The sequence below is a fragment of the Magnetofaba australis IT-1 genome (genome assembly GCF_002109495.1).
GTDB lineage: Bacteria > Pseudomonadota > Magnetococcia > Magnetococcales > Magnetococcaceae > Magnetofaba > Magnetofaba australis.
Map to the genome: position 1 here is coordinate 473,597 of NZ_LVJN01000020.1, position 22,863 is coordinate 496,459.

A 22,863-nucleotide genomic window follows, 5' to 3' on the forward strand; every position below is an offset into this window, starting at 1 on the left:
AAACTGTACAGAGCGGCGAATGTTTGCGTGACGCAGGCCCGACGAGCGCTGACTATTGGCCGACGACCAGTCGGCGGCGGGGCCTGGGGCGAAGCCTATGTCTCTGTACTCTTCAAAATTTCTGTGTGCTTCGATCTCTCTCAGTGCGCCTGATACAGCGTCACGCCACTCTGACTCTCCACTTTACGCCACTGCGCCGTCAAGGCGGCAAACTGCTGCGGGGCCATCTGCCCGTAGGTGCTGCCCATGGCCTTGATGCGCGCATCGTTGAGCAGCACGTAGAGCGGCGCGGCATCGGCGCGACTGAGCAGCGTGTCGATATCGCGCCAGTCGGCCAAGGTAAGATCGGCGGGCGGTTTGAGGCCCAGATAGAGGCGCGCGGTATCCAGCGTGCGCGGATCGGAAACCAGAGCGGTGGGCGCGTCCAGTTGGGCGAAGTGGCTCTGGATGATGCGCTGCTCGGCGGCTTGATAGGGGAATGGACCGATCTGCCCGCGCGCCAGCAGCAGCGCCGGGGTTGCAATCAGGCCCAGCGCCACGGCGCCGATGGGCAGCGCAGGGGGGACGCGGTCGAGCAGAGTAACGCGCGGCGCCAACAGTCGATAGACCAGCAGCATCATCAATACGGCGGCCAGCAGCAGAATATGGATTTTGTGGGCGCCGAGTTTCTGCAGCAGCGGCAGCAGCGCGATCAGATAGAGGGATAATCCCGCCAGCGTCCACGGAATGGCGCGGGGCGCCTCCGGCGGCGTCATGGCTCGCGCCAGCAACACCCCGCCCAGCAGACTGAACGGGGCCAGCAACGGAACCAGATAGTAACCCAGTAACCCAACAGGGTTGTACTCACTGAGCGAGGTGGAGCCAAACCAGAACAGCAACAGAAAGCTGAGCGCATGGCCCACCCAGAAGCCGCTGCCCCTGGGCATGACGCGGCTGCGTATCAGAGTGAGCAGCAGCGCAGGCAGCCACAGCAGCCAAGCCAGCGACAGTCCTTGGCGCTCCAGAATCAGCATGACGGGGCCGCTGGTGAGGCGTTCGACCAGAAACTCCAGAGGTTTGCCGCGGATGGTGAGGCGTTGTCCTTGTAGATTGGCGTCTTCCGGCGCGACATTGATGACTTTTTCCACGCTGTGAAAGCGCATCAACGGGTCATCGAAGAGGTAGGCATAGGCGCCGAAGTAGACGACCATCGCCGCCACGCCGCCACCGATGGCGACGCCCCAGAAGCGGCGATGCTCCCCTGCGCGCCAGTCGCGCACAAGCAGGAACAGGATCAGCGGAAGCATCCAGATGATGGGGAGTTTGGTGAGGAATCCGGCGGTGAAAGCGAGCACGAACAGCAGCGCGTAGAGGGTGGCGCGCGGTGGCTCGCGTCGTCCCAGAAACAGGAACAGACCGCTTAAGAAGTAGAACAGCGCCAACGGACCATCGGCGGTGAGGGTCATGGCGTGGATGATCTGAAACGGATTGACGGCCAGCAGTAGCGCAGCGGCGAGCCCTGCGGCGGGACCAGCCAGTCGCGCGCCAGCCCAGTAGAGCGCGGCCACCAGCGCCAATGAGCAGAGCAGGGGCCACAGCGCCATGCTGCTCACGTTCACGCCCAGTTGTGAGAAGATCAGCGCCACCGGGGCGTAGAGGCCGATGCGATGCTCATGGGGATGGTTGGCGGGGGCAAAGCCGTGTTCCAGCAGATTGTGCGAGCGCACGGCGAAGAACAGGTCGTCGCTGCTCTCCAGAATCGGCCCGCTCCACAGGCACAGCCCCAGATGCAAAGCGAGAATCGCCAACAGTAGGAGTAACGGACGCGGGGGCGCTGGGGGAGTGGCGTTGGCTGCGCTCATGGTTCGCTCATGCTGGGAAAGGGGGTTGCACACTGAGCCACTGTAGCGCACATCGACGTTCAGGTCAGGCGATGATGAGCATGCTCTAAACAGAACGCCCCGCGCAGGGCGGGGCGTTGCTGAAACAGTGTGGCGGGCTTACCACATGATTTTGTCGATGCCCTCAAAGTCCACTTCCGAGCCGTCGGCCAGGGTGATCACGCCGGAGGCGTCGCTTTCGTCAAACACGATGGCGTCCAGATCATCCACCCCATCGCCCGGGGTGTAGGTGTAGCCGGTATTGGTGGTGAGGGTCCAGTCGCCCACGTCATCCAGGGTCATCACTGGTTCGCTGCTGATGCCATCCAGACGAATCACGTCCACATAGCCCGCGCCGCCGCTGATGAAGTCGGAGCCAGAGTTGAGGCCGAAGATGAACAGGTCGTTGCCCGCATCGCCGATCATGAAGTCGTCATCGGCGCCGCCCTCCAGGATATCGTCGCCTTCGCCGCCGCTGAGGGTGTCATCTCCCGCGCCGCCGACGAGCAGCTCAGCGTCGCTCGATCCACTGATGACATCGTCGCCAATGCCGCCAAACAGCGTCGCTTCGTGGTCTTCGGCCAGCCGTGGGGCCTCATCGGCATCGATAGAGAGCAGCGCCTCGCTGCTGTGGGTCTGGCCATCGGGGGCGGTGTTCACCACTGTCATGGGCAGAGTGAAGTCGCCATCGTCATAGTCGGCGGGCAGGACGATCTCCAGATTCTCCGCCGCCTCCGGGCTCATGCTCCAGGTCATGTTGACCGGATTGTAGACGCCGTCGCTGAGCACCGCGGCCTCGGGCAGATCGGCGTCGGCGATGATCACCACGCTGTTCATCGCGCTGGCGAAGGCGGCGTTGGCCTCGGCGATGGCGTCGCTCAGATCCACCGAGGCGTTGTCGGCCTCGGCGCCGGAGTCCACATTGCCGATATGCACCGGCTCCTCGGCCACCGTACTCCAGTCGTCGCCTGCGGCGATGGAGAAGTTGTCGATGTAGACCTCTTCCGTTGAGCCGGTGGTGTTGGCGGTGAGGGCCAGCGTCAGTTTGCCGTCGGCGTCGGTGACCGCTTCGAACTCATAGTGATTGTCGATGCGCGACGTTTTGCCATCGCCGAAGGAGTCATTGACCACCGTTTCGCCATTGGCGCTGACGGTGAAGAAGTCTTGAAAGCGACCCGAGGACTCCCAGCCGCCGGAGGCGCCGTCATTCTCCGAGGCGCTCATATCAAAGCTGATGCGCACCGTCTGGTTGCCATGCTCGGAGCCGAAATCCCACTCGCGCACGCCGGATTCATCCTTTTCGATGTGCATGCGGCCATCATCCAGGGTCACCGCGTCGCCCCAGGCGGAGACGTCGTCGGCAAAGTCGCTGGCTTCGATGGTTTGACCCGCCGAGATGGGGGCGTCGTCTTCGGCGCTGGCGGCGCTGATGCGCGCGCCCGCTTCGCCGTAGGCGTCATCCAGAGTCACGGTGAGTTGAGCGCTGCTGTCGAAGTTGAGCGCGCCGTCGGCGCTTTCGGTCACGGCGGTGACGCTCAAGGTGAAGCTGTCGCCACCATCCGCGTCACTGGGCGGCAGCACCATCAGTTCAGCGATCTCATCACTGCTCACGATCCACGAGCCGTCACCGTTGTTCATACCAGCAGGAATAGCGTCGCCGTTCTCATCCACGCCGATGGCCAACACCGCATCGCCCGGCACATCGCTGATGACGAAGTAGAGATTGTCGTCGGCGCTCACGGCTTCGGCTTCAATATGCAGCGGGACCATGTCGCCCTGATTGCTGGCGATGGCGCCGCCCTCTACGGCGCCGCCCAGATCGGCGCTGCTGGCGTCGATGGTGACGAACTTGCCGCTGTTGCTCAGGCGCGCAAAGTCGCCGTTATCGGAGAACGAGCCGGTTCCATCCTCGGCTTCGAACACCGAATCGCCAATGCGGATGCTATCCACCACCATGTTGGATTTATTGTCCAGCGGCTGAATGGTGATGGCTGACAGGTCCATATTGGCCAGATCCAAGCCATCAATGGTGATCTCGTCCCAGCCGTCTTGTTGATAGAACTTGCTGGTCTCAAACGGGCCATACTCTTGGCCATCGATCTCCACGCTAAAGGCATAGGTGGAGGGTTTGTTGCTGCCATGGGCCACGGTCAGGGTGATGGAGGTCACCGGTTCAGTGGCTGGGGCGGCAGTGACGTCCTGGGTGGCGAGGTTGGCCACGCCTTGGGCAACGGCCGTATCCAGATGCTCCGGCAAGGAACCCTCGTCAATGGGGGCGGCCTCCTGCTCGGATTCGGAAGCAGTCACCTCATCTTCAGATTCCGGCTGAGCGGCCATGGTCTCCTGCTCGGACTCGGCGGACTCATCCTCGGTCTTGGATTCAGGTTGAGCGGCGACGGCCTCCTGCTCGGATTCGGAAGTTTCCTCCTCCTCGTCGGGCTCAGGTTGAGCGGTGACGGCCTCCTGCTCGGATTCGGAAGTTTCCTCCTCCTCGTCGGGCTCAGGTTGAGCGGCGACGGCCTCCTGCTCGGATTCGGAAGCTTCCTCCTCCTCGTCGGATTCAGGTTGAGCGGCCACAGGCTCTTGTTCAGATTCAGACTCCTCTTCGCCAGAATCGGTCTCGGGCTGAACGGCGACGCTCTCTTGCTCGGATTCGGAAGTTTCCTCGTCGGATTCAGGTTGAGCGGCCACAGGCTCTTGTTCAGATTCAGGCTCTTCTGCGCCGGAATCGGCCTCGGGCTGAACGGCGACGGCTTCCTGCTCGGACTCGGCGGACTCATCCTCCTCGTCGGATTCAGGTTGAGCGGCGGCGCTCTCTTGCTCGGTCTCGGATTCAGGCTGAACGGCGACGGCTTCCTGCTCGGACTCGGCGGACTCATCCTCCTCGTCGGATTCAGGTTGAGCGGCGGCACTCTCTTGCTCGGTCTCGGATTCCGGCTGAACGGCCACAGGCTCTTGTTCAGATTCAGGCTCTTCTGCGCCGGAATCGGTCTCGGGCTGAACGGCGACGGCTTCCTGCTCGGACTCGGCGGACTCATCCTCCTCGTCGGATTCAGGTTGAGCGGCCACAGGCTCTTGTTCAGATTCAGGCTCTTCTGCACCGGAATCGGTCTCGGGCTGAGCGGCGACGCTCTCCTGCTCGGACTCGGCGGACTCATCCTCGGTCTCGGATTCAGGTTGAGCGGCGACGGCCTCCTGCTCGGACTCGGCGGACTCATCCTCCTCGTCGGATTCTGGTTGAGCGGCCACAGGCTCTTGTTCAGATTCAGGCTCTTCTGCACCGGAATCGGTCTCGGGCTGAACGGCGACGCTCTCCTGCTCGGACTCGGCGGACTCATCCTCGGTCTCGGATTCAGGTTGAGCGGCGACGGCCTCCTGCTCGGACTCGGCGGACTCATCCTCGGTCTCGGATTCAGGTTGAGCGGCGACGCTCTCCTGCTCGGATTCGTCTTCAGCCTCAGTTTCGGCTGTCGTCTCCTCTTGCGCAGATTCGTCGCTCTCCTCCGTTGTCGCGCTGGCGCTCTCCTGCGTGTTCGCAGCGGAGTCGTCATCACTCTCCACTCCACTGGCGCTGGTGGTGGCGTCACTCTCCGTTGCGCGGGTCAGGGAGGCGCTATCGTCATCCGCAGGCTCTTCAGCCGCGGCGCTGGTTTCACTCTCTTGTTGCGCCTGCGTATCGGCTTCAGCAGCGCTGGCCTCCTGTGCCGCGCTCGAATCGTCAGCGGGTAGGGCGTCCGGTGTGTTGGCGCTGGCGGCGTCATCAACGATATCCAACGGAACGTCTGTGGTCTCCGTCACGCTGGCGGCGTCGGCGCCCACGCTGAAGGTCAAGTCCGCCACGTCCGCCTGGGTGCTGAGATCCTCAAACGCGCCGGTGCTGAAACGACCGCCGCCGGAGACTGTGGCGTTTGCCGACTCACCAGCTTCCGCCGCTGTGGCCGCGCGCAGAGAGACCCCCGCAACGTCGGCTGCGGCGTCGGCGGAGTCACTGACATTGAGGGAGAAGAGATTCTGGCCTGCGCCGGCCGCGCCAGTGGCGGCGGAGGCGGCAAAGGTGACCGACTCACCGGCCATATTCTGACCGGTTTGTGAATCGGCGATGTCAAACGCCGTCTCCACCGCGTCGGCGTCCACCTGTATTGGCGTGACGTCAACGCCATTGCCATCGTCCAGGCTCAAACCACCGTCAAACGCGCGCAGGGTGGCGTCCACCGGCGCAGAGGCGGCGATGGGCGCTGCGTCTGAAATCAGCGCGCCCTCTTGCAGGTCCAGCAGCGTGAACAGATCCTCTGGAGTATCACGGCTGCCCAGTTGCAGCATGGAGAGTCCTTGCAGATCCTCGGCGCCGGAGCGCAGGCCATCAAACACGACGCTCTGTTCCGCCGACAGGTCCACATCCTGGCTCGACTGCAAAACAGTCAGGTCGTCCAGGGTCTGGCGCGCGTCCACGGCGTCGGACGCTGCTTCTTTGGCTTCGGGAATATGAATGCGCAGTTCTTCGGACATGGCGATGCCCCCATTCCTACGCTGCAGTGTTGACGGCATTTGCACAGTGTGCGGGTCAACAAAACTCTGCAACGTTATCCGTAACGGATACGGTGCGCCGCTCTCATGATGCGGCGGGTGGGGCGCTTGCGGTAGGCAGCAGTGAAAAAATCGACCCTAATGGCTCATTGGGAGGCGACATCAGGATGCGCCGATTTTTTCCCACCAGAACAGAATAAGAAAACGGGATTATTTCTGCAATCACTTTTTGCTGGGATGCGCGCGAATTATTTTTGTCGCGTGGAACGCCCTAATTTTGTCCGTGCAAGGACAACTTTCCCCCTGCAAACGCCACACATGATGTAACCGGGTGTTCTCATGGGCGACGAACATACCGTACGACCGGCTTTCCGCCACTCCATTATGGAAAGCCGGTTTTATTCATTCCGACTGTTGAGGCCCTGCCTCTTCCATCCACTTCTCCACTGCATCCTCCCGACGATAGGCCACGCCGGTAAACTGGGCGATGGCGCGCCCTTCGGCATTGGTGACATCCACCCGGTAGTGGCCGGTGTGGCGGCTCTGGGAGACGCGGTGCGCTTCGGCGATCAGCGTTTCCCCCACCCGTGTGGGCGCGTGAAAGGCGATGTGGGCGGAGAGCGCCACCGCCACCCGGCCATCGCTGTTGCAGGCCACGCCGAAGGTGGTGTCGGCCAGCGCAAACACCACCCCGCCATGGGCGATGCCCACCATGTTCAAGTGCTCATCGGCGATGGTCATGGCGCAGCGGCCAAACCCTGGCGCCGCGCCTTCAAAGCGAATTCCCAGATGTTGCGCAAATGGCATGCGCGCCAACCACTGGCCGATGCGCTCGGCCAAAGCTTGCGATTCCTGGGTGGCGGCAGGGCTGTTTTGTTCAGGATGTGACATAGCGTTGAACCTGTTGCTCAGTTTGAGAATCAGACATTAAGGAGATTGAAAGCGAATGCGCCAAGAGCGTTACTTTTTGATGCACAAGAGGCGTCAGTTGCGTTACTCTCTTGTATGAGACATTAAAAACGCCTTGCAACACAACATTATACGTTGCTTATAAAGGGGCGTCATACAAGGAAAATGAATACATCGACGCGCGAGATTGTGCGTTTCCTATCTGAACTTTCACGCCAAACTGGATTGATGCCGTGGATGCGCGGGACGACAGAGAGATAGACGAATCCTTCTGGAAGATTCTGGTCGACGGTCTGACCTATGGCGAGTTGACCAATCTGCTGGAGCTCTATCACGTCAATGGACGGCGCTATCTCCAAGATGCCCGCGGCGCGTTGGAGGATGGTCGCTATCAGGACGTCAGCGACCATCTGCACCGCTTTGCCGGCTCCTCGGCCAGCTTCGCCTTGCGCCGCATCGAGTCCGAAGCGCGCGGCATGCAGCGCTACGCTGCGCCGCAGTCCGCTGATATGTTGTACACCGGGCTTGACCAGCTTGAGCAGGATCTGGAACAGGGTGTTCAGGTTTTGCGACAGCGCTTGCAGTCGATGCAGGGCTAACCGAGAGCGCGGCCTCGTCTTAGGCGTCCGCCGCCTTGCGGATCACGCCGCACAACTGTTCCGCCAGCACTTCGATGCGCCCGGCGTCATCCCCTTCCACCATCACGCGGATTTTCGGCTCGGTGCCCGATTTGCGCACCAGCAGTCGACCCATGCCGCTCAACTGCGCCTCAGCATCCTGCAGCGCTTCGCTGACGCTCTCGCTGCTCATGGGGTCGGAGCCGCGCGGGATCACCACGTTTTTGAGCACCTGCGGCACGCGCTCGAACTCTTCAGCCAGTTCAGACAGCGGCTTATTGCGGCGCGCCATGATGGCCAAAGCGTTGAGTGCGGAGATCAAACCGTCGCCGGTGGTGTTGTGGTCGCTGAAGATGATGTGGCCAGACTGCTCGCCGCCCAGATTGTAGCCGTGGGCCAGCATATGCTCGAGTACGTAACGGTCGCCCACGGCGGTGCGCTGTAGGGTCAGGCCATGCCGCGCCAGCAGGCGCTCCAGCCCCAGGTTGGACATCACGGTGGCCACCACGCCGCCGCCGCGCAGCAGCCCTTCGCGATGCATCTCCAGACCGCATAGGGCCAGCAGGCAGTCGCCGTCCAGCAGTACGCCCTTCTCATCACACACGATCAAGCGGTCAGCGTCGCCATCCAGGGCGATGCCGATATCGGCGCGGGTTTCGCGCACTTTCTCCTGCATCATGCGTGGATGCAGCGAGCCACAGTCATCGTTGATATTGTAGCCGTTGGGGTCGTCGGCCAGGGTCACCACCTCAGCGCCCAACTCCCATAGCACCGTAGGCGCGGCGCGATAGGCGGCGCCGTTGGCGGTGTCCACCACCACCCGCAGCCCATTGAGATCCAGATCCTTGGGAAAGCTGTTTTTGCAGAACTCAATGTAGCGGCCCAAGGCGTCTTCGATGCGGCGATTGCGGCCCAGTTCGTCGGGATGGGGCTGGAAGGCGTCCAACTCGCCATTCTCCAGGATATCCTCAATGCGCTGCTCCATCTCATCGGGCAGCTTCATGCCGTTGGGACCGAAGAATTTGATGCCGTTGTCGTGATAGGGGTTGTGCGAGGCGGAGATCATCACCCCGGCGTCGGCGCGCAGCGCGCGGGTGAGAAAGGCGATGGCCGGAGTGGGCATGGGGCCCACCTGAATGCAGTTGATGCCCATGGAGGTCAGCCCCGCCACCAGCGCGGTTTCGCACATGTAGCCGGACAGTCGGGTGTCTTTGCCGATGATGATGGTGTGGCGTTTGCTCTTGCCGGTGCGAAACACCATGCCCGCCGCTTTGCCCAGACGCAGAATCAGCTCCGGGGTCATGGGGTGGACGTTGGCCAGACCACGCACGCCATCGGTGCCGAAAAGTTTGCGGGTTTTGCCGCTGCTGCTTGCGCTCATAATGAATCCGCCTGAAAGTCAAATATTGAGAATTGTCTCCTGGAGGCGGAATCCCGCTCAATCGGAGAGATTGCCGTCCGGGTCCAGGGCTTGGAACACCATATCCTGCGGAAAAGGGCTCTGCAGGTCAATCAATTGTCCGATGGCCAGGCGCTCAATGCGTCGATCCAGCGACTCGGGCAGCGGCGCCTCTCCCTCATCATGAGCCGGAAAATCGCCCAGAATGTGCAGGCGCACTGGGATATGCGGCAGGTTGAAGCGCAGAGCGCGCTCAAAAGCGCCGTGCATGTGGGTCATGAACGGCGCGTCGGGATCCAGCGTCAACACAATCTCGCCCACCGCCCTGGCGTCGCCGGTGCCAGGGCAGACGCCCAGGTTCGTGGCGAAACGCGCCACGCCGCTGCGACAGCCCAAAAGGGCCTCTGCGGTTTCAATGGTGACCACCGCTTTGTGACCTTTGGTCGCGCCCATCTCCAACACGCCATAGAAGATGATTTGATCGCGCACGCGGCCATCGGCATAAGTCAACTGTTGCCGCGTCTGATTGCGGATGGTTAGATCCACATAGCGACTGGCGCCGTCGGCAGAGGTCCGCAGCACCGAGGCCAGGTCGCGCCAGAACATCGCTTTGCGCGCGGTGATGGCGGGATCTTCCGCTTCTGGTTCCGCAGCGGGTTTGGCTGGCGCAGTAGAACTCGGCGCAGTTGGCGCGCCAATCCCCTCGTCGGTCCGTTGTGAGAGCAGGGCGTCGATGGCGGCGTCGTGTTCCGCCTCAAAAGGGTCGGCCTCCCACAGCGCCTCGTTATCCAAGCCATAGGGCGTCTGGGTCTGTTGCGCGCGCGAGCGACGCAAACGTTCGGCCAGGGCTTGTCGATTGAGTGGGGCGTTCATGGTTTTCTACCTGCTCCCTGCAGTCGCGCCATCGCCACCGCAGGCGAGCGATCAGGCGATAACGGTCAGATTATGTAGCGCGCCCACTGCTTGGCGCGCGCCAAAAACATCGTGCACCCGAATGATCTGCGCGCCATGGATAGCGCCCAATGCGCCCAATGCATGGCTGGCGGCGTCCCGCTGATTGGCGTCGGTCACGCCACTCAAATCGCCCACCACGCGTTTGCGCGACAGACCCAGTAGCACCGGGCAACCCAGACCGCGCAAAACCGGTAACTCCCGCAGAAGTTGCGCATTGTGCGCCGTGGTCTTGCCAAAGCCGATGCCCGGATCCACCCAGATGCGGCGCGGATCGACGCCATGGGCGCGCAGATGGGCGATACGCTCGGCAAGATAGGCGTACACCTGCGCCGTGACATGGGCGTAGCGGGGCGAATCCTGCATATCCTGCGGGCTGCCCTGCATGTGCATAATGCACACAGGTGCTTGATTTGACGCCGCTTCCGCCACAGCGTCGGGGTCTCCTTGCAGGGCGGTGACGTCATTGATCACAGAGGCACCCGCATGCACGGCGCGGGCCATCACGAGCGCCTTGCTGGTGTCGATGGAGAGGGGGAGATCGGTGCGCCCACGCAACGCTTCAATTACCGGGATCACCCGCGCCAGCTCCTCCTCGGTGGAGACCGCCTGCGCCCCGGGACGGGTGGATTCGCCGCCGATGTCGAGGATGTCGGCGCCTGCATCCGCCAGTTCCAGCGCGTGTTCCACCGCCTGTTTGGGATCGATCCACTGGCCGCCGTCGGAGAAGGAGTCCGGGGTGACGTTGACCACGCCCATAATATAAGGGCGGCGCCAATTCCACTGCGCCGCGCCGATGGATATGGGCGTCAGGGGCGTCTCATGGTGGTGTAGCGCCCACAGCAGCGGTTTGATCGCTTCGGCGGCGACGGTGTCCGTCAGGGATTTGGCCCATTTGCGCAGGGCGTCGCTGTCGGCGGCCCCCACCGCGTGCCGCTGGCTGGCGCCATGGTGTTCGATCACCCAACCGGCGGGCAGCAGGCGATCCCATTCGCGCTTCCAGCCGCTCAGGCGTGTGAGGTAGGCGCGGATTTCGCCTGGATGGATCTGGCCTTCATGGGACAGACGCGACGGGGCGCCGCCCAATTGAACGGCGCCCAAGGTGGGCAGCAAAAGCGCATGGACAGTCATGGAGCGAGGCGTTTCCTGTCAGGGCGGCGGGTGACGATCGCCGGGAGATGAATGAGAAAAGAGCCTGGGGCAAAAGGCCCCAGGCTCTCAGCGAACTGCGTGTTCAGCATCCAGTTTGGCTGCAATCAGTGCAGATTGCGAGGCTCCGCGCCGGGAGGCGGCGCGCCGCCTTCGGGCTCTTCGCCGCCGTCATCAACATCGCCTTTGGATGCATCGTCGGACTCAGCCTGAACCGGTTCGGCGTCATCGGGGGCGCCCGTCGAAGGGCCGCCGTCCTTGTCGTCGGGCTCCAGCGGTTTGAGCGCTTCGGCCAGCGGCACGCCATTGACCAGATTCTGCACCTCTTCGGCGTCGATGGTCTCACGCTCCAGCAGGGCAACGGCCATGTTTTCCAGCACGTCGCGCTTGTCGGTGAGGATCTGCCAGGCGCGCTTGTAGTTGCGATCGACGATGTCGAACACCTCTTGGTCGATCAACCGCGCGGTCTCTTCGGAGACCTGCTTGTGCTGGGTGATCTCACGACCCAGGAAGATCTCCTGTTCGTTGTCCACATAGGTGAGGGGGCCGAGCTTTTCGCTCATGCCGTAGCTGCACACCATGTTGCGCGCCATATCGGTGGCGCGTTTGATGTCATTGCCCGCGCCGGTGGTGAGCTGACCGAGGATGATCTCCTCGGCGATGCGGCCGCCCATCAACACCGAGATGATCCCCTCCATCTGCGTTTTGGCGTAGGTGTAGCGATCTTCGGTGGGCAGCTGCATGGTCAAGCCCAGGGCGCGGCCACGGGGGATGATGGTCACTTTGTGCACCGGGTCGGAGCCGGGGATCATCGCCGCCACGATGGCGTGTCCGGCCTCGTGGTAGGCGGTGGTCTTGCGCTCGTGCTCGGAGATGATGGCTGATTTGCGCGGTTTGCCCATCATCACCTTGTCTTTGGCCGCTTCAAAATCGGCCATGGTCACCAGCTTCTTGTCCTCGCGGGCGGCGCCCAGGGCGGCTTCGTTGACCAGGTTGGCCAAGTCGGCGCCGGAGAAGCCGGGGGTGGAGCGGGCGATCACCTCGGCGTCCACCGACTCGGCGATGGGCACCTTGCCCATGTGCACCTTGAGGATCTGCGTACGGCCGCGGATATCCGGGTTGGGCACGGTCACCTGACGGTCGAAGCGGCCCGGACGCAGCAGCGCTGGGTCGAGCACGTCGGGACGGTTGGTGGCGGCCACCATGATCACGCCCTCGGTGGACTCAAAGCCGTCCATCTCCACCAGCAACTGGTTGAGGGTCTGTTCGCGCTCGTCATGTCCGCCGCCCAGGCCAGCGCCGCGGTGACGACCGACGGCGTCGATTTCGTCGATGAAGATGATGCACGGGGCGTTCTTCTTGCCCTGCTCGAACATATCGCGCACCCGCGCCGCGCCCACGCCCACGAACATCTCCACGAAGTCCGAACCGGAGAGGTTGAAGAAGGGCACGTTGGCCTCACCGGCGATGGCGCGCGCCAGCAGCGTCTTACCGGTGCCCGGCGGGCCCACCAGCAGCACCCCTTTGGGGATTTTGCCGCCCAGGCGTTGGAACTTCTGCGGGTTTTTCAGGTATTGGATGATCTCTTCGAGCTCCTCCTTGGCCTCTTCAATGCCCGCCACATCGGCAAAGGTGACTTTGGTGGCGTTTTCATTGAGCAGCTTGGCCTTGGATTTGCCGAACGACATCGCCCCGCGCCCGCCGCCGGACTGCATCTGACGCATGAAGAAGATCCACACGCCGATGAGCAGCAGCATCGGGAACCAGGAGATGAGGATGGTCAACAGCAGCGGCGTCTCCTCGGGGGGGCGCGCGGTGATGTTGACCTTATGTTCGCGCAGCACGCGCATCAGATCGGGATCGTCCGGGGTATAGGTGGTAAAGCGGGTGTTGTCGGCATAGACGCCGGACAGATTCCGCCCCTGGATGGTCACGTCGGTGACGCGGCCTTGATCCAACTGATACATGAACTCCGAGAAGGTGATGTGCTGATCCCGTCCCGTGGGCTGGTTGAACATGTTAAACAGCATCACCAGCAACAGGCCGATGACCAACCACAGGGACAGGTTTTTGTAAAACCCGTTCAAGGAACCTCCTTCGCCGCACAGCGCGGACTTGGGGAAAAAACGCAACAGCCGCCGGGAGTGGGCAAGCATCCACCCCAGCGTAAGCTACAAGATAGGCATCGCCAGTCAAAAGTTCAACGGTTCTCCTCCCGTTTGCGCGGGGCGGATGTTTCAGCGCGGGCCCAGCCGCGCTGTTCGTCGCGTCCCAACGCCAGACCCGCCACGCGCATTTCCCAGCGTTTACGGGGACTGCTCAGGTGGTCGTGAAACGCATCAAACGCGCGCTGACTGAGCGAGGCGTGGGGCGCCAACAAGGCCTGCATGCGCGCCAACGCCCGCTGTTGCAGGGCGGGCGGCCACCCGCGCAAGGTCTCGATGGCGTACACATGCCCGTACTCTTCGTCGCGACGCCACTGCAGGCTCGGCCACAGCGCGTTGAGAGAGAACTCCAATGCGCTGTCGGCTTCGGCCACCCGCAGGGCGGTTTCACTCATGCGCGTAGCGGGATCCGCCTGCAACAGTTTGGCCATGGCCGGCAGCAGTTGATGGCGTAACCGCGCACGGGTGTAGCGCTCATCAGCGTTGGTCGGATCTTCGCGCCATGCATACGCATGCTCCGTCATCCACTGGCGGAGTTCGTCGCGGCGGATGCTTAACATGGGTCGCAGCAGATAAACGGGCGGTTGCGCGGAATCCAGCGGACGTTTTGCGCGCATGCCGCCGAGACCGCGCGGCCCGGCGCCGCGCAACAGATGGTGGAGAAAGGTTTCCGCTTGATCATCCAGGTGGTGCGCGGTGATCAGATAGCGGGCGCCAAACTCCCGCGCACAGGCGCCGAGAAAGGCGTAGCGCGCAGTGCGCGCTGAGTCGTACAGATTTCCCATCTCCTCCCGCTTTGGCGGACGCCAACGCATCTGCATGCAGGTCAGCCCCAACGCATGGGCGCACTCTTCGGTGAATTTCGCATCCAGGTTCGACTCTTGGCGCAGCGCATGATCAAAATGGGCCACCCGCGCATTGCCCGGAGTGGCCAGTCCCGCAGTGTGCAGCAGTCGCAACAGGGCGATGGAGTCGCAGCCGCCGGAGACGGCGACGATCATGCGCGGCTTAAGGTTCTGTTGGTCGGGGTCGAGCAGAGTCAGTAGCCCATCGCGAATGCGACGGGCCAGAGGATCTTTCAGACGCTTGTGCGGCGGCGGCGCGCTCACGCGCCGGGAGAGGCGTTGGGGACGTAGCGGGCCGGGTCGGCGGCGCCCGCTTCGGCGAATCCCGCCAAACGCAGTCTGCACGCGTCGCACAGACCGCAGCCGCGTCCTTGCTCGTCGGGGTCATAGCAGGAGGTGGTGAGGCCGTAATCCACCCCCAGCGCCAGACCTTGGGCGATGATCTGCCCTTTGGTGAGATGGATCAGCGGCGCATGAATGCGGAAACGGCGCCCCTCCACGCCATCGCGGGTGGCCAGATTGGCCAGGGTTTCGAACGCCTCGATGTATTGGGGGCGGCAGTCGGGATAGCCGGAGTAGTCCACCGCATTGACCCCCACAAAGATATCGTGGGCCCCCAGCGCTTCGGCCCAGGAGAGGGACAGACTGAGAAATACGGTGTTGCGCGCGGGCACGTAGGTGACCGGGATGCCGTCGCCCACGCCATCTTTGGGCACCGGAATGTCGGCGGTGAGCGCCGAGCCGCCAAACACGGTCAGATCCAGATCCAGAATGCGATGGGTCACATCGGGCAGCTGCGCGGCCAACTGCGCGGCGCAGGTGAGCTCATGGCTATGGCGCTGCCCGTAGCGGAAGCTCAATGCATAGAGTTCATAGCCCTGATTGTGCGCCATGCGCAGGGCGGTGGCGGAGTCCAGTCCGCCAGACAGAAGAATTACGGCGCGGGGTGTGCCATCCATGGCGATCAACGTCCTGTGATTCCGCGTCCAGACCGGCTCAGGGGCGCGCGGCGGCGCCCTGCGCGGCCATCTGATCCAACTGCGCCAGCTCCTGCTTGGCCTGAGCGGCGGCGGGGTCGTCGGGGTAGTACTGCAGCACCAGTTGCAGCGCTTTGCGGGCGCTGGCGTGGTCATTGATGGCGGCGAACGACTTGCCCATCTTCAGCAGACTGCCGGGGACTTTATCCGAAGAGGTCCATTTGGAGTAGACCTCATTGAAGGCGACCAGGGCGTTCTCATAGTCCTGCTGCACGTAGTACATCTCGCCAATCCAGTACTGGGCGTTATCCGACAGATCGCTGTCGGGGAACCACACCAGGAACTGTTTGAAGTGGTTCAGCGCTTGATCATACTGGCCCGCTTGCAGGAACAGGAACGCCTTGTCATAAGCCTCCTTGGCGGTGGCCGGTTTGGTCATCGGGGCCTGTTGCGCCTGGGGCGCTTGTTGCGCGGTTTGCGCCGGAGCCGGAACCTGCGCGGTCTGCGCATTGACCACCGCGGATGGCGGGTTGGTCGCGCCGTTCGGCGCGGCTCCAGGGCCGGTGTAGAGATTCATATTGCCCGCTTGCGCCGCCTGCGGGGGCTGCATGGCGCCGGGCATGGGCTGACGTCCGCCGGGCACGGCGCGGCCCGGATGGTTCATGGCCATCTGCGCCTGTTGCGCCATCATCGCCGCCTGTTGCGGCGTGGTGGGCATGGGTTGTTGGGTCTGTTGCGCCATCATCTGCTGCTGCTGCGCCTGTACGCCCGGCTGCGCCATGGCGTTCTGGCCCACCATGCCCATGGGCGCGGCCATCTGGTTCATCTGCGAGGTCATTGCGCCGGGCTGCGCCGGGCCTTGCGCGGTGATGGGGGTCTGCAGCAGCCCGCCCAGTTGCGCGCGCAGGTTGGCCATCTGCTGAATCAGGGTGTCGGCGCTGTGCTTGGTCTGATCCAGCTCGCCGCGCAGCGCCTGCACCTCCTGCTGCATCAGCTTCATCTGCTCCTGCTGGTTGGCCAGCACGGTGCGGCGGCTCTGGTCGGCGGCGGCCAGGGCGTCCACCTTGCGATGCAGCTCCTCCATGGCCATCTGCATGGGTGGCTTGCTGGCGGCGGCTTGCTGCGCGCCGGCGTCATCCACCCCCATGACCGGCGGCGGGTTCAGCGCGCAGGCGCCCAAAAACAGCGCCGGGGCAAGGCTCAACGTCGTCAACTGACGGCGGGTGGGGAAGACAAATTTGGCCATGGTTTCCTACCTGATTGCGTTTCGCGTCTTGCGTGGGGCGACAAATGGCGTCGCGCGGCTCAATAGACCAGTTCGGCGCGGCGGTTGCGCGCCCAGGCCGCATCGTTGTGACCGTTCACCAGCGGGCGCTCCTTGCCGTAGGAGACGGTGCGAATGATGCTGTAGTCCATGCCTTGGCTGACCAGGAAATCCTTCACCGCATCGGCGCGCTTTTGCCCCAAGGCGAGGTTGTAGTCGCGGGTGCCGCGCTCGTCGCAGTGGCCCTCCACCTTGAGGCTGCCGGCGCCTTTGGCGATGAGCCATTGCGCCGCGCCGGAGAGCACCCGTTGGGCCTCGGGGGTCAGATCCGCCGAGTCGTAACCGAAATAGATGCGCGGTTCGCTGGGGGCGACGGCGGCGCCGTGCATGCCGTTGGCGGCGGCGCCGTTTTGACCGTAGCGTCCGCCATCCAGATCAAAGCCCGGACGGTCATTGAGGCCTGCGCCATTGGCGCCGGGACGCCGCACCGACTGCCCGTTGGGGTCGTTGGCGTACATCTCATCCTGGGTCAGACCGCTGGGGTCGCCGCCGTCATTGGGCCCCTCCTTGGGCACGGCGCCGCAACCAGCCAGCAGCGAAAGAGCAAAAAGGGTGGCGAGAATCGATGCTGCGCGCTTCATGACGAACTCCCTGTCCGACGATGTCTGGTTTCCGATTGCATTGACAACACTCTGACGCTCTGCCGGTCGTGACGGACCGGAGACGCCATTTTGGCGTTATGTTAAGCCAGAACCGTGCCAGTTATTTTGATGCGCCGTTCAGCGAATCAGCGGCGACCACGACGCGCCGGAAGCCTCGACGCCATCGGGCAGTCGCACCCGGCGCTCGTTGGCGCCGGTGACGTCGATGGTGTAGAGGTGCTGTTCGCCGGAGCCGCGCTCCTGGCGCGAGAACAGAATCACGCGGCCATTGGGCGACCAGGTGGGCTCTTCGTCCATCCAGGAGTCGGTGAGCAGTTGCACGTTCTTGCCATCGGCGTCCATTACGCCGATGCGGAATTTCCCGCCCTCGTTGCGCACAAAGGCCATGCGGTCGCCGTTGGGCGACCACGCCGGGTCGAGATTGCGCTTGCCTTCGAAGGTGAGGCGTTCGGGATTGCCGCCGCGAGCGCGCACGGTGTAGATCTGCGGTTTGCCGCCGGAGCGGTCGGAGACGAACGCCAGGGTCTCGCCATCGGGGGACCAGGTGGGCGAGGTGTCGATGCCCGGATGGCGGGTGATGCGCTTGAGCTGGCCGGTGGTGAGATTCTGTACATAGATCTCGGGGTTGCCGTCCTTACTCAGGGTCAGCGCCATTTTGGTTCCGTCCGGCGACCACGACGGCGTGCTGTTGAGGCCGGGGAAGGCGGTCAGACGCACGCGCTTGCCGGTATACAGCTCCCAGCGATAGATGCGCGGTTCGCCGCTCTCATAGGAGATGTAAAACAGGCGTTCGCCATCGGGGGAGAAGCGCGGCGAGAGCACCAGTTGATCCTTCACCCCCAGATCCAGGTCGATGCGGTTGGCGCCGTCGGCGTCCATCATCGCCAGCCATTTGCGCCGCCCTTCGCCGGCCACAAAGGCGATGCGCGAGGTGAAGTAGCCCTCCTGCCCGGTCAGACGCTTATAGATTTCGTCGGAGACGCGGTGGGCCACATGGCGCCAATCGTTGATGGTGGCCGAGAAGCGCCACCCTTTGCCGATGAGTTTGCCTTGGGCGACGTCGTAGAGGTAGAAGTCCACGCGCAGTTTGTCGCCATCGCGCAGGGCGGAGCCGCCCACCACCGCGTCGGCGCCCACCAGTCGCCACTCGCGATAGTTGGGGCCGCGATTCCACAGATCCAGCGACCCCTGCAAGTAGGTGTCGGGGTTCTGAATTTTGAAGAAGCCGGAGTTGCCCAGGTCGGCGGACACCACTTCGGTGATGCGCTGGCTGAGGGCGTCGGGGGCGCCGCTCTTGCCCTGGGCGTTCTGACTGACGAACGCGGGCAGGGCGATGGGCATGGCGGTGAGGCCCTTTTTAAACACCAGCTTGCGCGCGTGGGCCGACTCACAGGAGAAACTCAGAACAAGCGCGACCGCGGTTAGCAGAAGCGCCATTCGGCGCGCGACGCCAGGGCTGCGAACACGATTCATCTCTTCAATCCCTATTCGGGTTGGAACACCACGTCGATGGGCTGCCGACACCAGTTACAGTGAGGCGGCGGTTGCGGCAGATTTCGCGTCAGGCCAATGGCGCGGCTCACGGAGCCGTCATAGGCGCGATTGCCCGAACTCTTCAGAATATCCAGCATGCGCAACGCGCCATCGGCGGTTATTTGAATCCGCGCCTCCAGATAGTACTCATGCCCGGGCGGCAGCCCGATAGGCGGACGCCAGTTGCGCTCCACGCGCAGTTTGATGTCTTGCGCCCACGCGTTGATCTGCGCTTCCTTCTGCGCTTCGCTCAAACTCGGTTGCACGCGCTTCTGAATCACCCCGCTGAACTCCGGTTTGGGCGGAGCGGCTTTGGGCGGCTTCGGCTTGGGCAGATCGAAAGTCGGCTTCGGCGGCAGCTTCTTGGGCTCAGGCTTTTTCTTCTCCTTCACCGGTGGCTTGGGCTTGGGCTTCGGCTTGGGCTTGACCACCTTCTTCGGCGCAGGCGCGGCGCGCGGACGCGGCTTGGGCTTCTCCACCTTTTTGGGCGGCGGATCCTTCACCACCGGCTTGGGCGGCGGAGGCGGCTCCGGCGCGGGCGGAACGGGTTCGGGCTCCGGCGCAGGCTCGGGCTCCGGCGCGGGCTCCGGCGTCGGCTCCACGACGGGCTCGGGCTCCGGAATGGGCTCGATGATGGGCTCGGGCTCGACGATGGGCTCGGGCTCGACGACAGGCTCGGGTTCTGGAGTGGGCTCGGGCTCCACGACAGGTTGAGGCTCGGGCTCTGGTTCGGGCTCAGGCTCAGGCTCAGGCTCAGGCTCTGGTGCGGGCTCCGGTTCAGGAATGGGTTCCGGTTCCGGCTCCTCCAGCGGCTCGATGACTGGCGGCGGCGCCTCCTGCGGGGGCGCTTCGTCCAGCACCACGATATCCACCGCCATGAGCGGCGGCGGCTCCGGCGGCGTATGCAGGCGCGTGGCCAGCGTTGCGATCAGCAACACGGCGATGTGCAGGCCGATGGAGCCCAGCAGAACGCCGCGTGAGAGCCCGGTATCCAAGCGTCCGATCCTCAGCTTTTGGGCGGTTGGGTGATCAGGCTCACGCGGCGGATGCCCGCTGCGTGCAGACGCCCCATCACCTCCATCACCGATCCATAGGCGGCGTTGCGATCGCCGCGCACGAAGATCTGGATATTGGGGTTCTGGTCGCGGATGGCGCGCACTTTGGTCACCATCTCATCCATGGTGACGGGCTGCGTCTCAATGGCGGGGGCGCCATTGGCGGTGACCGAGATCACCAGCGGCTCCGCTTGGGACGGCAGCGGGTCGGAGCTGGTTCCGGGGAGATTGACCTCCACCCCTTGGGTGAGCAGCGGCGCGGTGACCATAAAGATGATCAGCAGCACTAGCATGATATCCACCAGCGGAGTGACGTTGATTTCGCTCATGGGGCGTTCGGGACGTTGTCCCAAGCCGCCGCCCATGCCGACGTTCATGCCCATTGTGACGCTCCCTTGCGTGACAGGCGTATGGTTCGATGCGCGTGATGTCTCTTACTGGACGTTGAACGCGCGAAAGCCGAATAAAGCACGGCTGCCAAATTAACGAGGGTCCAGGGAAATCGGATTTGTCCCGATTGGCCTGGCGGGTCGAGGGCAGAGCCCTCGTGGGTGCAGGGCAAAGCCCTGCCGGGTCACGGGCAGAGCCCGTGTGGGTCCAGGGCGGCGCCCTGGTGGGGTTTGGGGCGAAGCCCCAATATCTCCAATCGTCCAATCAGTTCAACGATTGCCCAAAAAGATCATCCAGCCTTGCGGCGGGAGGAGGCGCGGCGCTCCAGGATGTTGAGGAACTCGGCGCCGAAGTTGTCCATTTTGCTGTGCAGTCGGCGCAATTCGGCGGAGAACTTGTTGTAGGCGATCACCGCCGGGATGGCGGCCACCAGACCCATGGCGGTGGCGATGAGGGCTTCGGCGATGCCCGGGGCGACCATGGCCAGAGTGGTGGTCTTGGCGCCAGCCAGACCCATGAAGGCGTTCATGATGCCCCACACGGTGCCGAACAGACCCACGAAGGGGCTGGTGGCGCCGACGGTGGCCAGGAAGGTCAAGCCGCTCTCGAGCCGCTCCACTTCGCGATTGAGCGCCACGGTCATGGCGCGACGCACATTGGAGACCAGATCGCCCTCGTCATGGGGCGTATCGCCGCTCTCCCAGCGCTTCCATTCGCGAAAGCCGGAGGTGAACATCACCACGATGGGACTGTCGGGCCACTCGTCATTGGCGGTTTGGAACAGCTGCGCCACCGAGCCGCCGCTCCAGAAGCGCTCTTCGAACTGCGACGACTCCTTGCGAATACGGCGATAGCGGCGCCATTTGTCGAAGATGTAGGCCCACGAGACCACCGAGGCGATCAGCAGCGCCAGCATCACCAGTTTCACCACCGGACCAGCCTGAATAACCAGCGTCCAGGCGCTATGATTCAATTGTGCGTCCATGATTCCTGCGTCGCCTCATTCAAAGAGTTGTTGCAAAACTTGCGCGGGGATGCGGATGGGCTTGAACTCTTCGCCCACGCAGGCGATGCGCGCGGTGGCGGCGATCAACCGCGCGCCGTCCCGTTCGATGGTTTGCTCCAGCTCGAAGCTGGCTTGCCTGCGACGGCGGATTGACACCGTCACCGTCAAAAGGTCGTCGAGTCGCGCCGGGCTGATGAAATCCACCGCCATATGGGTCACCACAAAGCGGGCCCCGGTTGCGGCGAACAGCGCTTCCTGTTCCAAACCGGCGCTGCGCAGCCACTCGGTGCGGGTGCGCTCAAGAAAGTTCAGATATTGGCTGTGGTAGACCACGCCACCGGCGTCGGTGTCTTCGTAGTAGACCCGAATGGGCCATTCGAAGCGCTCGATGTTATTGATTTTACAATCGCTCAAAGCAATCGTCCTTGTGCGCCGCCGGGGACGCTAATGCGCAAATGATCAAACGCGCGCGCGGTGGCTTTGCGTCCGCGCGGGGTGCGATCGAGCATGCCTTCCTTGACCAGATAGGGCTCGATCACATCTTCAATGGTGTTGCGATCTTCGCCGATGGCTGCGGCCAGGGTATCCAGGCCGGTGGGGCCGCCGTCGAACTTTTCAATCAAGACGCCAAGCAAGCGCCGGTCCATATTGTCCAGACCGAAGGCGTCCACCTCCAATTGGGTCAGCGCCGCGTCGGCCAGGGCGTGGTCGATAATGCCGCCGCCCTGGATCTGGGCGAAGTCGCGCACGCGGCGCAGCAGGCGGTTGGCGATGCGCGGGGTGCCGCGGGAGCGTCGCGCCAGTTCATACGCTCCGGCGGGCTCCATGGGGATGCCGAGGATGGACGCAGAACGTGAAACGATGATGGCGAGCTCTTCCGGCGTATAAAACTCCATGCGCGCGAGGATGCCGAAGCGGTCGCGCAGGGGGCCGGTGAGCATGCCGGCGCGGGTGGTGGCGCCGAGCAGGGTAAAGCGGGGCAGATCGATCTTCACCGAGCGCGCCGAGGGGCCTTCGCCGATGATGATATCCAGTTGGTAGTCCTCCATGGCCGGGTAGAGGATCTCCTCCACGGCGGGGGAGAGGCGGTGGATTTCGTCCACAAAGAGGACGTCGCCGGGGTTGAGATTGGTCAACAGCGCGGCCAGATCGCCCGCTTTTTCGATGACGGGGCCGGAGGTGGCGCGCAGGCCGACGCCCATTTCGATGGCGACGATTTGCGCCAGGGTGGTTTTGCCCAGGCCGGGGGGGCCGTGTAGCAGCATGTGATCCAACGCTTCGCCGCGGGCGCGGGCGGCATCGAGGAACACTTGCAGGTTGCCTTTGAGCTGTTGCTGGCCGATGAACTCTTGCAGCGCGCGGGGGCGCAGGCTGACTTCTTGGCGGGATTCGCCGAGTTCGGCTTCACTGGAGATCAGGCGTGGGTCTGAGAGGTCTTCGTCCATGAATCCCGTGTCTCGTTAGGATGTGCAAAATGTTTGCGTGACGCTGTTGGAGCGAGCGCTGACTATTGGCCGCCGACTGGTCGGCGGCGGGATTCTTAAGGGTCTGTGACCCT

At 63.4% G+C, this 22,863-nt stretch carries 18 protein-coding genes; 1 reads left to right on the plus strand and 17 read right to left on the minus strand.

Features of this window, described 5'->3' with window-relative positions:
* Positions 1–140 precede the first annotated feature (140 nt).
* The 3 genes from MAIT1_RS14360 to paaI form a co-directional block, all read right to left on the minus strand.
* Positions 141–1,841, minus strand: coding sequence for an ArnT family glycosyltransferase (locus MAIT1_RS14360; RefSeq protein ID WP_085444008.1), 1,701 nt, complete (start codon positions 1,839–1,841; stop codon positions 141–143).
* Between the two features lie 138 nt (positions 1,842–1,979).
* Entirely contained in the window at positions 1,980–6,365 is a 4,386-nt protein-coding gene (locus MAIT1_RS14365; RefSeq protein ID WP_085444009.1) for a hypothetical protein, read from the minus strand.
* Positions 6,366–6,785: 420 nt separating this feature from the next.
* Positions 6,786–7,274 (minus strand): hydroxyphenylacetyl-CoA thioesterase PaaI, encoded by a 489-nt coding sequence (gene paaI / locus MAIT1_RS14370; protein WP_085444010.1) that lies wholly within the window; start codon positions 7,272–7,274, stop codon positions 6,786–6,788.
* Between the two features lie 251 nt (positions 7,275–7,525).
* Between paaI and MAIT1_RS14375 the strand changes: the two genes are divergently transcribed.
* Positions 7,526–7,891 carry an Hpt domain-containing protein gene (locus tag MAIT1_RS14375; RefSeq protein WP_158089516.1) on the plus strand — a complete coding sequence of 122 codons (366 nt, stop codon included), beginning with the start codon at positions 7,526–7,528 and terminating at the stop codon, positions 7,889–7,891.
* Positions 7,892–7,910: 19 nt separating this feature from the next.
* Here the strand turns inward: MAIT1_RS14375 and glmM are convergent, their stop codons facing one another.
* From glmM to ruvB, 14 genes are all read right to left on the minus strand, one after another.
* The gene (glmM, locus tag MAIT1_RS14380) at positions 7,911–9,290 is read right to left on the minus strand and encodes a phosphoglucosamine mutase (RefSeq protein WP_085444012.1); all 1,380 of its coding nucleotides are present in this window, start codon (positions 9,288–9,290) and stop codon (positions 7,911–7,913) included.
* A 57-nt stretch (positions 9,291–9,347) separates the two neighbouring features.
* Positions 9,348–10,181: a hypothetical protein gene (locus tag MAIT1_RS14385; RefSeq protein ID WP_085444013.1), complete on the minus strand. Its 834-nt coding sequence runs from the start codon at positions 10,179–10,181 to the stop codon at positions 9,348–9,350.
* Between the two features lie 51 nt (positions 10,182–10,232).
* Positions 10,233–11,390 (minus strand): dihydropteroate synthase, encoded by a 1,158-nt coding sequence (gene folP, locus MAIT1_RS14390; RefSeq protein ID WP_198947902.1) that lies wholly within the window; start codon positions 11,388–11,390, stop codon positions 10,233–10,235.
* A gap of 125 nt (positions 11,391–11,515) precedes the next feature.
* On the minus strand, positions 11,516–13,495 hold the full coding sequence (gene ftsH, locus MAIT1_RS14395) for an ATP-dependent zinc metalloprotease FtsH (protein WP_085445549.1): 1,980 nt from the start codon (positions 13,493–13,495) through the stop codon (positions 11,516–11,518).
* Between the two features lie 113 nt (positions 13,496–13,608).
* A complete protein-coding gene (gene tilS / locus MAIT1_RS14400; RefSeq protein ID WP_085444014.1) occupies positions 13,609–14,682 on the minus strand; it encodes a tRNA lysidine(34) synthetase TilS in 1,074 nt (357 codons plus the stop codon).
* Entirely contained in the window at positions 14,679–15,377 is a 699-nt protein-coding gene (gene queC, locus MAIT1_RS14405; RefSeq protein ID WP_085445551.1) for a 7-cyano-7-deazaguanine synthase QueC, read from the minus strand. The genes tilS and queC overlap by 4 nt, the downstream gene beginning before the upstream one ends.
* A 37-nt stretch (positions 15,378–15,414) precedes the next feature.
* Positions 15,415–16,641 (minus strand): tol-pal system protein YbgF, encoded by a 1,227-nt coding sequence (gene ybgF, locus MAIT1_RS14410; RefSeq protein WP_085444015.1) that lies wholly within the window; start codon positions 16,639–16,641, stop codon positions 15,415–15,417.
* A gap of 59 nt (positions 16,642–16,700) precedes the next feature.
* Positions 16,701–17,300 carry a peptidoglycan-associated lipoprotein Pal gene (gene pal, locus MAIT1_RS14415; RefSeq protein ID WP_085444016.1) on the minus strand — a complete coding sequence of 200 codons (600 nt, stop codon included), beginning with the start codon at positions 17,298–17,300 and terminating at the stop codon, positions 16,701–16,703.
* 138 nt (positions 17,301–17,438) lie between these two features.
* Positions 17,439–18,758, minus strand: coding sequence for a Tol-Pal system beta propeller repeat protein TolB (gene tolB, locus MAIT1_RS14420; RefSeq protein WP_158089517.1), 1,320 nt, complete (start codon positions 18,756–18,758; stop codon positions 17,439–17,441).
* Between the two features lie 47 nt (positions 18,759–18,805).
* Entirely contained in the window at positions 18,806–19,849 is a 1,044-nt protein-coding gene (locus MAIT1_RS21880; protein WP_085444018.1) for an energy transducer TonB, read from the minus strand.
* Between the two features lie 11 nt (positions 19,850–19,860).
* Positions 19,861–20,292: a protein TolR gene (gene tolR / locus MAIT1_RS14430; RefSeq protein ID WP_198947903.1), complete on the minus strand. Its 432-nt coding sequence runs from the start codon at positions 20,290–20,292 to the stop codon at positions 19,861–19,863.
* Positions 20,293–20,588: 296 nt separating this feature from the next.
* Positions 20,589–21,284: a protein TolQ gene (gene tolQ, locus MAIT1_RS14435; RefSeq protein ID WP_085444019.1), complete on the minus strand. Its 696-nt coding sequence runs from the start codon at positions 21,282–21,284 to the stop codon at positions 20,589–20,591.
* A gap of 15 nt (positions 21,285–21,299) precedes the next feature.
* A complete protein-coding gene (gene ybgC, locus MAIT1_RS14440) occupies positions 21,300–21,719 on the minus strand; it encodes a tol-pal system-associated acyl-CoA thioesterase (protein ID WP_241893485.1) in 420 nt (139 codons plus the stop codon).
* Positions 21,716–22,750, minus strand: a complete 1,035-nt coding sequence (gene ruvB, locus MAIT1_RS14445) for a Holliday junction branch migration DNA helicase RuvB (RefSeq protein ID WP_085444020.1) — start codon at positions 22,748–22,750, stop codon at positions 21,716–21,718. The genes ybgC and ruvB overlap by 4 nt, the downstream gene beginning before the upstream one ends.
* Positions 22,751–22,863: the final 113 nt, after the last annotated feature.

What these genes read in the sequence shown, in the direction of transcription:
- ybgF (WP_085444015.1), bottom strand. Translation starts at nt 16,641, where the DNA reads ATGGCCAAATTTGTCTTCCCCACCCGCCGTCAGTTGACGACGTTGAGC.
- queC (WP_085445551.1), bottom strand. Translation starts at nt 15,377, where the DNA reads ATGGATGGCACACCCCGCGCCGTAATTCTTCTGTCTGGCGGACTGGAC.
- pal (WP_085444016.1), bottom strand. Translation starts at nt 17,300, where the DNA reads ATGAAGCGCGCAGCATCGATTCTCGCCACCCTTTTTGCTCTTTCGCTG.
- tolQ (WP_085444019.1), bottom strand. Translation starts at nt 21,284, where the DNA reads ATGGACGCACAATTGAATCATAGCGCCTGGACGCTGGTTATTCAGGCT.
- glmM (WP_085444012.1), bottom strand. Translation starts at nt 9,290, where the DNA reads ATGAGCGCAAGCAGCAGCGGCAAAACCCGCAAACTTTTCGGCACCGAT.
- tolB (WP_158089517.1), bottom strand. Translation starts at nt 18,758, where the DNA reads ATGGCGCTTCTGCTAACCGCGGTCGCGCTTGTTCTGAGTTTCTCCTGT.
- ruvB (WP_085444020.1), bottom strand. Translation starts at nt 22,750, where the DNA reads ATGGACGAAGACCTCTCAGACCCACGCCTGATCTCCAGTGAAGCCGAA.
- paaI (WP_085444010.1), bottom strand. Translation starts at nt 7,274, where the DNA reads ATGTCACATCCTGAACAAAACAGCCCTGCCGCCACCCAGGAATCGCAA.
- folP (WP_198947902.1), bottom strand. Translation starts at nt 11,390, where the DNA reads ATGACTGTCCATGCGCTTTTGCTGCCCACCTTGGGCGCCGTTCAATTG.
- MAIT1_RS14385 (WP_085444013.1), bottom strand. Translation starts at nt 10,181, where the DNA reads ATGAACGCCCCACTCAATCGACAAGCCCTGGCCGAACGTTTGCGTCGC.
- MAIT1_RS14365 (WP_085444009.1), bottom strand. Translation starts at nt 6,365, where the DNA reads ATGTCCGAAGAACTGCGCATTCATATTCCCGAAGCCAAAGAAGCAGCG.
- MAIT1_RS14360 (WP_085444008.1), bottom strand. Translation starts at nt 1,841, where the DNA reads ATGAGCGCAGCCAACGCCACTCCCCCAGCGCCCCCGCGTCCGTTACTC.
- tolR (WP_198947903.1), bottom strand. Translation starts at nt 20,292, where the DNA reads ATGGGCATGAACGTCGGCATGGGCGGCGGCTTGGGACAACGTCCCGAA.